Origin of the sequence: Niveispirillum sp. KHB5.9, assembly GCF_048066115.1 — a bacterium.
GTDB lineage: Bacteria > Pseudomonadota > Alphaproteobacteria > Azospirillales > Azospirillaceae > Niveispirillum.
The window spans coordinates 295337-306737 of the sequence record NZ_JBLTYX010000004.1 but is presented as its reverse complement, the minus strand read 5'-3'; the positions used below and the strand labels follow the sequence as shown (position 1 = coordinate 306737).

Below are 11401 nucleotides of genomic sequence, written 5' to 3'. Positions count from 1 at the left end.
CAAACCATGGCCGACAAGGTTGAATTCGAGCTGGTGTCGCCGGAAAAGCTGCTGGTGTCGCAGCCGGTGCATATGGTGGTGGTGCCAGGGGCCGAGGGCTTCCTGGGCGTGCTGCCGGGCCATGCCCCGATGATCGTCACGGTGAAGCCGGGCATCATCGATATCTATGCCAATGACATGGGCACCATCACCCAGCGCATCTTCGTGGCGGGTGGCTTCTGCGAGATCACCGCGACCCGCGTGACCATCTTGGCCGAGGAGGCGTCCGATCTGGATGCCGTCCGTGGCCTGGACCGCGCGGCGCTGGAAAAGCAGCAGGCTGACCTCTCCGAGGACGTGGCCGATGCCAAGTCCGAGGCGGAGCGTCACACGCTGGAGGGCAAGCTGGCCATCGTGCAGGCCAAGCTGGACGTCCAGGCCGGCACCCTGCACTAAATGCCGCGTTGATCGGCGCCCGGAAACGCGTCACATATGTGTCACGTTCCGGGGTGATGCGAATGATTATCACGGGGGCGCCTTGCGCCCCCGTTGCTTTTTCAGCGTAGCGGCCCAATCTGTCAGCAATCATGCGGCCCCGCACGGGGCGCCCCAGCTAAGTGGAAGTATCGGCACCATGGCGAATGCGCATTGGACCATCGAGGGCCTGCCCTGGGACCAGCTGGACCCCGCCAAGGCGTCGCCCGACATGCTGAAGTTGGCCAAGGCGGCGGCCCTGGTCGAATATAACGGCCATATCTATGCCGATTATCTGTGCAACGTCTTCCGCGAGGACCCGGAATTCTGCGCCCTGGTGCGCGAATGGGCCGTGGAAGAGGTGCAACATGGCGAATCGCTGGGCACCTGGGCGGCCCGTGTCGACCCCTCCTGGGACTTCCAGGCGGCTGTGCAGCGCTTCCGCGACGGCTACCAGATCGATATCCACGCCATGGACAGCAAGCGTGGCAGCCGGGCCGGCGAGCTGGTCAGCCGCTGCATCGTGGAAACCGGTACCTCCAGCTATTACACCGCCCTGGCCGACGCCACGGAAGAGCCGGTTTTCAAGCAGCTGTGCAAGCACATCGCCGCCGATGAGCTGCGCCATTACAAGCTGTTCTACGATCACCTGAAGCGTTACCTGGTGTCGGAGAAGCTGAACCGCGTGCAGCGGCTGATGGTCTGCCTGTCGCGCATCAACGAAACCGAAGACGACGAGCTGGCCTACGCCTTCTACGCGGCCAACTACTGGACGCGGCCCTATGAGCGGGTCGAGAACAATGCCGAATATACCAGCCTCGCCTATTCCTATTACCGGCCGCAGCATCTGGACCGCATGGTCGGCATGGTGTTCAAGGCATCGGGCCTGAAGCCCCACACCTGGCTGCACGGCGTTGCCGCCAAGTTCGCCTATAACCGCATGCGTAAGAAGGCCGAAACGGCGCGTCTGGCGGCGTAAGTGACGCAGCTCAGTGCAGCCGCTGCGATGGTGGCGGCCCGTCCAACTGAATCCCCGGCTCGCCATTCTCCGCGGTGCCCCTGCGCAAGAGCGCCAGCAGGGCCCCCGCTTCCGGTGTGCCGTCCAGCGTGGCGCAGAGGCAGGCCATCAGTTCCGGCACCATCAGGGTCAAGGCACCGTTGCCTTGCGTGAACTTGTGCACGATCAGGCCGTTTTCCACCGCGTCCAGCATCACGGCCGCCGCTGGCCCCACAAGGGCCAAGTCGGGTGGCAGGGGAGCGGGGACCGGTTCCACACCGGTGCGTGCGAATTCCTTCAGGTTGCGGTCCAGGATATAGGCGTTCACCGGGCCATCCATCACCTGTTGGGTGGCGCTGTCTCCCGCCTGTTCGGCAAGCACACGGCGCAGTTTGCGCAGGCCGGCGACGGCGGCGGCGGTCAGGTCCTCCCGGCCGCTGGCATGGTTTCCGGCCGATACGAAGGCGGTCCGGATCAGTTTGGGGACCAGGTTAGGGTCCGGCTGGGTCGTCATGGTGCGATCCTCCTTCACGAAGCGATGCCCCTTCTTTCACGGCGCACCATCGCGGACCCCATCCTGGGCATCCGTGGCAGCACCTGATTGAAGGACTTGGGGAGCGGGTGACCCACCGTCAAGGGTCGGCGGCGGAACCATTCCGGGCTATCATGTCGCGGCGCAACAGAGGTAGCGGACATGGTGTTGAAGCGGATCATGCGCGGATTGCGCCGGGGCGTGCCGGGGGCGACGGTTCCCGCCCCGCTACCGCGCCCCAACCGGCCGGCCGGGCTGGCCCTGGCGCTGCAGGGCGGAGGGTCGCTGGGGGCCTTCACCTGGGGCGTGCTGGACCGGCTGCTGGATGAACCAGGATTCGCACCCTCCCGCCTGTCGGGCGCCTCGGCCGGTGCCGTCAATGCCGTCTCCTTCGCCAGCGGCTGGGCCAAGGGTGGGCCGGCCGGTGCGCGCAACGCGCTGGACCGTATCTGGCACCGGGTGGGGGAATGCGGGGTCGGCGCGCTCGGCTTCTGCCCGACCTGGGCGAATAATGGCATCACCCAGGCGGTGAACAGTGCCGCCTTCGCCATGGCCAGCCGTTTCTTCTCCCCCTATGCATTGAACCCGCTAGGTTTCAATCCGCTGCGATCGATCCTGGTGGAGGAGGTGGATTTCGCCGCCCTGTCCCTGCCCACGGCCCCGCTGGTGCTGATCTCCGCCACCCGCGTGCGCGATGGGCAGCCGCGCCTGTTCGGCAATGGCGAGGTTGGGGTCGATTCGCTGCTGGCCTCCACCACGCTGCCCACCCTGCATCAGGCCGTGGAGATCAAGGACGAGGCTTACTGGGACGGCGGCTATACCCTGAACCCGCCCATCCGCGCCCTGCTGGACGGGCCAGTGGTGGGACGCTTGCTGGTGGTGCAGGCCATGGCCAATTGCACCGACGACACGCCACGCACGGCCGCCGCGATTCGCGAACGCCTGAACCAGATCACCTTCTCCCGCCCGCTGGAGGCGGAAATGGAACTGGTGCGCGCGGTGCTGGATCAGGGGGAGCGGCCGGAACGGCTGGACCTGCTGTCCATCGACCCGCAGGACCCGGTGCTGGGGGAGCTAAACGGGCTGCGCATCGATATAGAATACCTGCTGGCACTGAAGGCGCATGGAAGGGCACGGGCCGGGGCGTGGTTGGAGGAGGCGTAGGGGCCCGCCTGGACCTATGGCAACAACACCTTGCCCGGATTCATGATCCCTGCCGGGTCCAGCAGCCCCTTCACCGCCCGCATCAGGTCCATCTCCACCGGGTCCTTGATCCGCGCCAACTCATCTGCCTTGTGGTTGCCGATGCCATGTTCGGCGCTGATGCTGCCGCCATGGACCAGGGCCTGACCATGGACCAGATCGGTGATGGCATGGGCATGGGCCAGATAGGCGGCCCCCTCCATGTCCGCCGGGCGACCGACATTGAAATGGATATTGCCGTCGCCGACATGGCCGAACGGGTAGGGGCGGATGCCGGGCATGTAATCCGCCACCGCCGCCAGGGTGGCGGCCAGGAAATCCGGAATGCGGCTGACCGGTACCGATATGTCGGTATGGACGGCCCCGCCGATCTTGCGCCCGATCTCCGGCAGGCCCTCGCGAATCAGCCACAGTTTGCGCACCTGTTCGCCGCTGTCGGCGAAGATAGCGTCGGTGACGATGGCCTGTTCCAGGGCCGTCTCCAGCACCGCCTCCACCTGTTGGCGCAGCAGGGGGCCGGCCATGCCGCTTGATGCTTCCATCAGCACATACCAGGGCGACGCGGCCGATAGCGGGTCCTGGTCGCGGCCCAATATTTCCCGGGCACCATCGATGGCGAAGCGGGGCATCAGTTCGAAGGCCGACAGGCTGTCGCCGGTACCGGTGCGCGCCAGGCCCAGCAGGGTGACGGCGGCAGCCGGATCTGGCACGGCCACCAGGGCGGTTTCCACCTGCCGGGGACGTGGATAGAGCTTCAGCGAGGCGGCGGTGATGATGCCGAGCGTACCTTCGGCGCCCAGGAACAGGTGCTTCAGGTCGTACCCGCTATTGTCCTTGCGCAGGGTGCGCAAGCCGTGCCAGACGCGCCCGTCGGGCAGCACCACCTCCAGCCCCAGGACCAGGTCGCGGGCATTGCCATAGCGCAGCGTCAGGATGCCGCCGGCATTGCTGGACAGGTTGCCGCCCAGCATGCAGGTCCCTTCCGCCCCCAGCGACAGGGGGAAATAGCGGTCGGCCGCTTCGGCTGCTGCCTGGATATCGGCCAGTACGCAGCCGGCCTCGGCCGTGATCGTGTAATCGGCGGCATCCAGCACGCGGATGCGGTTCAGGCGGCCCAGATTCAGGATGAGGGCGCCCGTGCCCTCCACGGCGATGGTGCCGCCGACCAGCCCGGTATTACCGCCCTGCGGCACCAGCGGCACGCGTGCCTCGGCACACAGGCGCACGATGGCGGCCACCTGTTCCGTTGACCCGGGACGCAGCACGGCCAGCGGCTTGCTTTCATGCCGTTTGCGCTGGTCGAAGGCATAAGCCTCCATATCGGTGCCGGTCAGCACATGGGTGGGGCCGATCAGGTCGGCCAAGCGAGACAGAAGATCGTCGCTCATGCACGGGGTGCCGCCGCACGGCGCAGACGGTCGTTGATGGCCGCGCCAAGGCCCCTGTCCGGAACCGGCATCACCGCGATACCGGACAGGCCGGGCCGATCAAGCGATCGCAGCATGGCGAACAGGTTCGCCGCCGCCTCGGTCAGGTCGCCATTGTTGGACAGGTTCATGCGTATCGCTCCGCCGCGCAGGAACTGGTCGGGACCGAAACCCAGCAGCGCCTCATCCGCCGCTACGCTGGTGGCCTCCAGCCGCACAGGCAGGCCCGGCGCGTAATGGCTGGTCATCATGCCGGGCGCCTTCACCCCGTCGGCTGCGGTCGCCACATCGACGGGACCCAGTATGCTCTCCAGTTCCTCGCGCGTCACCGAACCGGGCCGCAACAGCAGCGGACGCTCCCCCGTCAGGTCCAGCACGGTCGATTCCACCCCGATGGCACAGCGCCCGCCGGCCAGGATCAGCTTCAGACGTGCCCCACCGCCGTCGGGAAACTCGTCAGCCACATGCATGGGCGTGGTCGGGCTGACATTGCCGGAGCGGTTGGCGGACGGTGCGGCGATGGGCCGGCCGGATGCCTGGATCAGGGCGCGGGCGATGGGATGGGCGGGGCTGCGCACCGCCACCGTGTCCAGACCGGCAGAGACCAGCAGCGACAAGGGTGCATCCGCCCGGCGCGGCAGCACCAGGGTCAGGGGGCCGGGCCACCACATCTCCATGGCGCGGGACGCACGCTCATCGATATGGACCAGGGCCTCGGCCGCACCGGCATCGGCTACATGCACGATCAGCGGGTTGAAGCTGGGGCGGCCCTTGGCGGCGAAGATGGCGGCCATGGCCGCATCATTGCCGGCATCCCCGCCCAGGCCGTAAACGGTCTCCGTCGGCAGGGCCACCAGATGCCCCGCCGCCAGCACGTCCGACGCTTCGGCATAGGCCGCCGGACCCGGCGGCAGCACGCGCGGCCGGTCGGGATGCGGCGGCGGTGCCGGCGCGTCATGGTGATGGTGGTTGGGATCGTCGCAGCAATGATCGTGGGGCACGGGGCAGGTCCTGAAACATCTGGTTCAGAAGATAGTCGCCCCAACCCCAACGATCACGGGCTTTTGGCGCAAAGCCATGCTGCGTCAGGCGACCCCCGGCTTCAGCGAGAAGACGATGCCCCAGCCGTCCGGGTCTTCGAAACACACGGCGCGGTCCAGCCAATAGGGGTTTTCCGGTACCACCGGCACGCCGCCGCGCGCCTGGATGGATGCCGAGACCGCCAGCAGATCGGCCCGGCTGTCCACATACAGCACCAGCAGATTGTCGCGCGTCGGCGCGGGGCAGGGGCTGCCATCCTTGTGCTGGGTGAACTCCAGATGCGTGTCCCAGCCGGGCAGTCCCAGCAGCACCCCGTCATAGCCGGCATGGCTGCCATCATCGACCCAGCCCCCGATCACGGTCAGGCCGATCACATCGCGATAGAATTCCGTGACCTCCTTGATCCGATCCGTGGGGCGCGCCACGCGCAGGCGGGTGATGGGCAAATGGGTGGGCCAGACGGCTTGATTCATCGGATATCTTCCATGTTGCGGTGCGGCGCTTGCCGCCCGTTGATCATGTGGGCACACTGGCCCCTGCAACAGAGCGCAGCAAGGGGCCGGGCATGACGGGTCGCGTCATCACCATCGCACAACAGAAGGGCGGGGCGGGCAAGACCACGCTGGCCATCCATCTGGCCGTCACCTGGGCGCTGGCGGGCAAGTCCACGGCTCTGGTCGATATCGACCCGCAGGGCAGCCTGTCCGCCTGGTACCAGCAGCGCCAGGCAACGCTGGGGCCGGAGAATACCGGCATCACCCATCTCCAGATCTCCGGCTGGCGCACCCAGCGGGAGGTGGAGCGGCTGGCCAAATCCCACGATGTTGTGGTCATCGACAGCCCGCCGCATGCCGAAACCGACGCCCGCATCGCCGTGCGCACGGCCGGGCTGGTGGTGGTGCCGGTGCAGCCCAGCCCCATGGATTTGTGGGCCACCCGCCCCACCCTGGAGTTGGCACGGGCGGAGAAACGGCCGGTGATGCTGGTCATGAACCGGGTGCCGGCACGCGGCAAGCTGGTGGATGCGGTGGCGGAGAAGGCGGCGGAACTGGGCGTGCCCGTGGCGGCGGAAAGCCTGGGCAACCGCATCGGATTCGCCGGATCGCTGATGGAGGGGCTGACGCTGGCCGAAACCGATCCGAAGTCGAAGGGCGTTGAGGAGTTGGAGGCATTGGCCGCAGAGATCTGGGCGGCAATGGCCTGATGACCCTGCGTTAACCATGCTAACATCTCCCGCAAACAAGGCGTTGAGGGGGGAAGTGGCATGCGCGGGTTCATGGGGGCGCTGGCCCTGTTGTCGGTGCTGACGTTGGGGGCCAGGGCGGTGGAGGCACCGGTGGAGGTCATGGTGCTCGGCACCTATCACTTCGCCAATCCCGGCCAGGACAAGGTGAATGCCCAGGTCGATCCCGTCACCACCCCGGCCAAGCAGGCGCAACTGGCCGAACTGGCGGAGAGGCTGGCCAAGTTCAAGCCGACCGTCATCGCCGTGGAGCGGGTGGCCAAGGATCAGGCCACGATGCTGGACCATCGCTATCCGGAATTCACCCCGGCCGACCTTTTGAAGAACCCGGATGAGCGGGTGCAGATCGCCTATCGTCTGGCCAACAGGCTGGGCCTGCGCCAAGTCTATGCCGTGGATGAGGTGGCGGAAGCGGGCGAGCCCGATTATTTCCCGTTCGAACCGGTGCAGAAATGGGCCGACGCCAATGGCAAGGCCGATGTCATCGGCGCCCTGTTCGGCCCCGTCCAGGCCTGGGCCAGCAAGCTGGAACAGGACCAGAAGACCCGCAGCGTCAGCGATCTTCTGGCCGAACTGAACGCCCCGGACCATCCCATCGCCATCAAGAGCATGGGTGAGGGCTATTACCGGTTGCTGACCCTGGGCAAGGGCCGTGACCTGCCGGGGGCCGACCTGAATGCCCGCTGGTATGCCCGCAACGCCCGCATCTTCGCCAAGCTGACCCAGGTGGTGAGGCCGGGCGACCGCGTACTGTTGGTCTATGGCTCCGGCCACAATTACTGGCTACGTCATTTTGCCAGCGAAACGGCGGGGTTCCGGTTGGCGGAGGTGGGCGATTATTTGGGGAGGTGAAGGGGCAACGCCCCCTCAAAGCTCCTGCGCCGCCTTCAGCACGGCCTCGACATGGCCCTTGACCTTCACCTTGCGCCAGACGGCGCGCAGGATGCCGTCCTTGTCGATCAGGAAGGTGGAACGGTCGATGCCCATATAGGTGCGGCCATACATGTTCTTCTCCACCCAGCTTTCGTACCGTTCCACCACGTCGCTGTCCTTGTCGGATGCCAGGATGAAGGGCAGCTGGTACTTGGCCTTGAACTTGTCATGGCTGGCGACGCTGTCCTTGGAAATGCCGATGATGGTGGCATCGGCCTTTTTGAAATGCGGCAGCTGCTCGCCGAATCCGCAGGCCTCCGCCGTGCAGCCGGTCGTGTCGTCCTTGGGATAGAAATAGATGATGACGGCCCGGCCCTTCAGGGCGGACAGGGTGACGCTGCCATTGCCGTCGGTGGGCAGGGTGAAATCGGGGGCGGGCGCGCCGATGGCGATGGTCATCTGTGGGGTCCTTGGCGGATAATGTCGGCGCCAGAATTGAGATGCCGGGCGGGATAGTCAACCCGTCCGGCGCATTGGGGATGTGAACGCATGATCACCGTCGACTATGTGCGCACCATGGCCGCCTACAGCCAGTGGATGAACAGCCGCATGATGGCGGCGTGTACCGCCATTCCGGCGGCCGACCGCAGCCGCGACATGGGGGCTTTCTTCAAGTCGCTGCACGGCACGCTGGACCATATCCTGTGGGCCGACATGATCTGGATGGGCCGGTTCCGGGGCACCGCCCTGCCAGTGCCCAAGGCCGAGGGGCTGCTGCGCCCCGATTGGGACGAACTGGTGGCCGATCGGGCGGCGGCCGATGCGGACATTGCGCAGTGGGCGGAGACGCTGACACCGGAATGGCTGGCCGCCCCCATCACCTATGTCACCAAGTTCAACCCGCACCGCTGGACCCTGCCGGCCTGGGTACCGGTGACCCATATGTTCAACCATGGCACCCATCATCGCGGGCAGGCGACGACCTTGATGATGCAGTTGGGCGTCGATCCCGGTGTCACCGACCTGCCGGTGCTGCCGGGATTCTTTGACGGGTCGCTGGAGGTGGGCGCCAGCAAGGTGCCGGTTTAGACCTGATCCCCTAGCACTTGCCGGCAGAAGCGCACGGTGATCGGCTTCTTGGCGGCCAATGCCGCATGGTCCAACTCTGCCACCACGTGGCGGGCATTGGCGAAACTGCGTTCGGTGCGGGTCATCAACCAGTCGATGACATCCTCCCCTACCCTTATCTGCCGGTCGGCGAACAGCTTGACCAGCACGGCCATCAGCAGCGCATCGTCGGGGGCCTCCATGCCCACGGCCGGGGCGGCCAGCAGGCGGGAGCGCAGGTCGGGCAGGCGAATGACCCAGTTGACGGGTGCATTGTCGGCCAGCAGCAGCAGATAGCCCCCCATCTCCTTGGCCAGATTGTAGAGATGGAACAAGGCCCGCTCCAGCGCCGGATCGCCGGCCACATCCTGGGCCCCATCCAGCACGGCGGTGCGCATGGGGCGCAGCAGTTCGGGCAATTCCGCCTCGTCCCGCAGATCGTCCACCGACAGCAGGTTGCCCCGCGCCCGGGCGCGCCAGATCTGGGCCAGATGACTTTTGCCGGAACCGGGCGGGCCGAACAGCAGCAGGGCCGGGGCCGGCCATTCCGGCCAGGCGTCCAGCCAGGCAACGGCATCCTGGTTGCCGGGTGCTACCAGGAAATCATCCTCGCCCATGGCCGAACGATGGCCCAGGTCCAGCGGTATCTGGCGGGAGGGAACGATCATGGCGTGCCCTCCTTTCATGGGCTGGAATGTTACGGGGCGGGGTTGGTGTCGGCGGGGCCGGCGCGTTCGGCTCCCTCCGCTGCCGGATGGGATAGCAGCGGGTCGGGGGGCAAGTCGAGGTCCGTCGCCACCACCGGCGGGCAGCCATTGTAGAAGCTGCTCTGCGTATATTGCCGCAGGCAGAAGCGTGTCAGCACCCCGATGATGGATGCCACCGGCACGGCCACCAGCACGCCGACGAATCCGGCCAGCGCTCCGCCGGCCATCAGGGCGAATATCACCCAGACGGGATGCAGCCCCACCCGGTCGCCCACCAGCTTGGGCGTCAGGAAATTGCCCTCGATCGCCTGACCCAGGAAGAAGATGCCCATGATGACGCCCACGCGCCACATCTCATCGAACTGGAACAGGGCCAGCCCGACGCTGGCCGAGAATCCGACCAGGGAGCCGACGAAGGGGATGAAGGACAGGATGCCGGTGATCAGGCCGATGACCAGCCCGAATTCCAGCCCGGCGATGGTCAGGCCCAGGGCATAGAATACGCCCAGGAACAGGCAGACCAGCGCCTGCCCACGCACGAATCCGGCCAGCGTGGTGTCCACCTCGCGGGCCTGTTCGCGGATCGTATCGACATGCGGGCGCGGCAGCCAGCCATCCACCGTCGCCACCAGCCGGTCCCAGTCGCGCAGCAGATAGAAGGCGACGATGGGAGTGATGAACACGACCGAGAGGATGTCGATGATGGCCACGCTGCTGGTCAGGATGTTGCGCACCACATCCGCCGTCCAGCCCACGGCCGTGCCGGCATAATTGCCGGCCGCCGCCCGGATCTGCTGCTGCTCCGACGCGGGCAGGCGGCGCAGCCAGCGCTGCACGGTGGGTACCACCTCCTGCTTGGCCCAGGTGATCCATTCCGGCGCCACTTCGATCAACCGGGTGATCTGGGCCTGCAGCAGCGGTGCCAGCAGCAGCAGCGCCAGCACGACGGCCAGCAGGAAGCCCAGCAGCACCAATGTCGTGGCGCTCCACCGCTTCCAGCCGCGCGCCTCCAGCTTGTCGGCCACGGGGTCCAGCAGATAGGCCACGGCCATGCCGACCACGAAGGGTGCGAGCATCGACCGCAGCAGCCAGAACAGAAGAACGAAGATGACCAGGCCCCAGACCCAGAATTTCCACTGGCTGCTGGCGCGCATCATGCGTCTTTCCCCGGGCCGTCTCTGTCGGTCAGGAATTCCTCTTCCGGCTTGGGCCGGTTGAGATATGCCCCCACCAGGGCACCCAGCGCCAGGATCACGACCAGCAGTTCGGCCGGCATGATGAACAGGTCCATGCCGAATCCCGGCCCCTGGAAGACCAGGATGATCAGGGCCAGCAGGTCCATGGCGATGATGTTCAGATGGAACAGCCAGCGTGGTTCGCGAATCCAGGGATCGTTGCCGGCCGATTGCGGCAGATACTGCCCCAGGCCCAGTACCAGTTCGCGCAGCAGCACAGGGATCAGCACCCAGAGCGGCACCAGGTTATTATAGGTCAGGGCTGCCAGTGCCAAAATCGGCAGCAGCCGGTCGGCCAGCCCATCCAGCGCGCCGCCCAGCTTCGTCCGCGTCTTGAAGACCAGCGCCGCCAGCCCCTCCAGCAGGGCGCCCACGCCCGCCAGCACGAACAGCCAGAAGGCGATGGTCATGTGGCCGCCATAGATCAGCCAGGCGATCAGCAGGGCCGCCACCAGCCGGGCGGCGGTGATGCCCATGGTCATGCGGCGCAGCCGTTCCATGGTGGGATCGGTGGCCGTGGTGTCGGACAAGGGCGCGGTCATGGGGCGTCTGCTCCGCCTATGGGCACATATGTGCGGCAGTA

Annotated in this window: 14 protein-coding genes; 6 read left to right on the top strand and 8 right to left on the bottom strand. The window is 66.5% G+C overall.

Translation table 11 applies throughout. The features are described 5' to 3' along the window. Positions 1 to 6: 6 nt before the first annotated feature. The gene (gene atpC, locus ACM9HJ_RS10310) at positions 7 to 435 is read left to right on the top strand and encodes an ATP synthase F1 subunit epsilon (protein WP_416571627.1); all 429 of its coding nucleotides are present in this window, start codon (positions 7 to 9) and stop codon (positions 433 to 435) included. A gap of 178 nt (positions 436 to 613) precedes the next feature. Continuing rightward, complete coding sequence (locus tag ACM9HJ_RS10305) at positions 614 to 1432, top strand: ferritin-like domain-containing protein (RefSeq protein ID WP_416571626.1); 819 nt, start codon at positions 614 to 616, stop codon at positions 1430 to 1432. Between the two features lie 10 nt (positions 1433 to 1442). On the opposite strand, the gene ACM9HJ_RS10300 is transcribed toward ACM9HJ_RS10305, so the two are convergent. Then, positions 1443 to 1964: a hypothetical protein gene (locus ACM9HJ_RS10300; RefSeq protein WP_416571625.1), complete on the bottom strand. Its 522-nt coding sequence runs from the start codon at positions 1962 to 1964 to the stop codon at positions 1443 to 1445. Between the two features lie 180 nt (positions 1965 to 2144). Here ACM9HJ_RS10300 and ACM9HJ_RS10295 point away from each other — a divergent pair, with 180 nt between their 5' ends. Continuing rightward, positions 2145 to 3146: a patatin-like phospholipase family protein gene (locus tag ACM9HJ_RS10295; protein ID WP_416571624.1), complete on the top strand. Its 1002-nt coding sequence runs from the start codon at positions 2145 to 2147 to the stop codon at positions 3144 to 3146. Positions 3147 to 3160: 14 nt separating this feature from the next. On the opposite strand, the gene ACM9HJ_RS10290 is transcribed toward ACM9HJ_RS10295, so the two are convergent. The 3 genes from ACM9HJ_RS10290 to ACM9HJ_RS10280 form a co-directional block, all read right to left on the bottom strand. Continuing rightward, on the bottom strand, positions 3161 to 4573 hold the full coding sequence (locus ACM9HJ_RS10290) for an FAD-binding oxidoreductase (protein WP_416571623.1): 1413 nt from the start codon (positions 4571 to 4573) through the stop codon (positions 3161 to 3163). Beyond that, positions 4570 to 5529 carry an L-threonylcarbamoyladenylate synthase gene (locus ACM9HJ_RS10285; RefSeq protein WP_416571717.1) on the bottom strand — a complete coding sequence of 320 codons (960 nt, stop codon included), beginning with the start codon at positions 5527 to 5529 and terminating at the stop codon, positions 4570 to 4572. The genes ACM9HJ_RS10290 and ACM9HJ_RS10285 overlap by 4 nt, the downstream gene beginning before the upstream one ends. Positions 5530 to 5697: 168 nt before the next feature. Continuing rightward, positions 5698 to 6126 (bottom strand): VOC family protein, encoded by a 429-nt coding sequence (locus tag ACM9HJ_RS10280; protein ID WP_416571622.1) that lies wholly within the window; start codon positions 6124 to 6126, stop codon positions 5698 to 5700. 92 nt (positions 6127 to 6218) lie between these two features. On the opposite strand from ACM9HJ_RS10280, the gene parA reads away from it, so the two are divergent. Both parA and ACM9HJ_RS10270 read left to right on the top strand, forming a co-directional pair. Beyond that, the gene (gene parA, locus ACM9HJ_RS10275; RefSeq protein ID WP_416571621.1) at positions 6219 to 6857 is read left to right on the top strand and encodes a ParA family partition ATPase; all 639 of its coding nucleotides are present in this window, start codon (positions 6219 to 6221) and stop codon (positions 6855 to 6857) included. A 60-nt stretch (positions 6858 to 6917) separates the two neighbouring features. Continuing rightward, positions 6918 to 7748, top strand: coding sequence for a DUF5694 domain-containing protein (locus ACM9HJ_RS10270; RefSeq protein WP_416571620.1), 831 nt, complete (start codon positions 6918 to 6920; stop codon positions 7746 to 7748). 15 nt (positions 7749 to 7763) lie between these two features. Here ACM9HJ_RS10270 and ACM9HJ_RS10265 read toward each other — a convergent pair whose 3' ends face one another. After that, positions 7764 to 8228, bottom strand: coding sequence for a peroxiredoxin (locus ACM9HJ_RS10265; protein ID WP_416571619.1), 465 nt, complete (start codon positions 8226 to 8228; stop codon positions 7764 to 7766). Between the two features lie 90 nt (positions 8229 to 8318). On the opposite strand from ACM9HJ_RS10265, the gene ACM9HJ_RS10260 reads away from it, so the two are divergent. Further along, complete coding sequence (locus tag ACM9HJ_RS10260) at positions 8319 to 8858, top strand: DinB family protein (protein ID WP_416571618.1); 540 nt, start codon at positions 8319 to 8321, stop codon at positions 8856 to 8858. Here ACM9HJ_RS10260 and ACM9HJ_RS10255 read toward each other — a convergent pair. Genes ACM9HJ_RS10255 through ACM9HJ_RS10245 form a run of 3 tightly spaced genes read right to left on the bottom strand, consistent with a single transcriptional unit; the run spans position 8855 to position 11360 of the window. Then, on the bottom strand, positions 8855 to 9544 hold the full coding sequence (locus ACM9HJ_RS10255) for an HdaA/DnaA family protein (protein ID WP_416571617.1): 690 nt from the start codon (positions 9542 to 9544) through the stop codon (positions 8855 to 8857). The genes ACM9HJ_RS10260 and ACM9HJ_RS10255 overlap by 4 nt on opposite strands. A gap of 29 nt (positions 9545 to 9573) precedes the next feature. Then, positions 9574 to 10740, bottom strand: a complete 1167-nt coding sequence (locus ACM9HJ_RS10250) for an AI-2E family transporter (protein WP_416571616.1) — start codon at positions 10738 to 10740, stop codon at positions 9574 to 9576. Beyond that, a complete protein-coding gene (locus ACM9HJ_RS10245) occupies positions 10737 to 11360 on the bottom strand; it encodes a CDP-alcohol phosphatidyltransferase family protein (RefSeq protein WP_416571615.1) in 624 nt (207 codons plus the stop codon). Before ACM9HJ_RS10245 ends, ACM9HJ_RS10250 begins: the two co-directional genes overlap by 4 nt. Between the last annotated feature and the right edge of the window lie 41 nt (positions 11361 to 11401).

Coding starts and splice junctions, on each gene's coding strand:
- atpC (WP_416571627.1), top strand. CDS start 7: ATGGCCGACAAGGTTGAATTCGAGCTGGTGTCGCCGGAAAAGCTGCTG.
- ACM9HJ_RS10305 (WP_416571626.1), top strand. CDS start 614: ATGGCGAATGCGCATTGGACCATCGAGGGCCTGCCCTGGGACCAGCTG.
- ACM9HJ_RS10300 (WP_416571625.1), bottom strand. CDS start 1,964: ATGACGACCCAGCCGGACCCTAACCTGGTCCCCAAACTGATCCGGACC.
- ACM9HJ_RS10295 (WP_416571624.1), top strand. CDS start 2,145: ATGGTGTTGAAGCGGATCATGCGCGGATTGCGCCGGGGCGTGCCGGGG.
- ACM9HJ_RS10290 (WP_416571623.1), bottom strand. CDS start 4,573: ATGAGCGACGATCTTCTGTCTCGCTTGGCCGACCTGATCGGCCCCACC.
- ACM9HJ_RS10280 (WP_416571622.1), bottom strand. CDS start 6,126: ATGAATCAAGCCGTCTGGCCCACCCATTTGCCCATCACCCGCCTGCGC.
- parA (WP_416571621.1), top strand. CDS start 6,219: ATGACGGGTCGCGTCATCACCATCGCACAACAGAAGGGCGGGGCGGGC.
- ACM9HJ_RS10270 (WP_416571620.1), top strand. CDS start 6,918: ATGCGCGGGTTCATGGGGGCGCTGGCCCTGTTGTCGGTGCTGACGTTG.
- ACM9HJ_RS10265 (WP_416571619.1), bottom strand. CDS start 8,228: ATGACCATCGCCATCGGCGCGCCCGCCCCCGATTTCACCCTGCCCACC.
- ACM9HJ_RS10260 (WP_416571618.1), top strand. CDS start 8,319: ATGATCACCGTCGACTATGTGCGCACCATGGCCGCCTACAGCCAGTGG.
- ACM9HJ_RS10255 (WP_416571617.1), bottom strand. CDS start 9,544: ATGATCGTTCCCTCCCGCCAGATACCGCTGGACCTGGGCCATCGTTCG.
- ACM9HJ_RS10250 (WP_416571616.1), bottom strand. CDS start 10,740: ATGATGCGCGCCAGCAGCCAGTGGAAATTCTGGGTCTGGGGCCTGGTC.
- ACM9HJ_RS10245 (WP_416571615.1), bottom strand. CDS start 11,360: ATGACCGCGCCCTTGTCCGACACCACGGCCACCGATCCCACCATGGAA.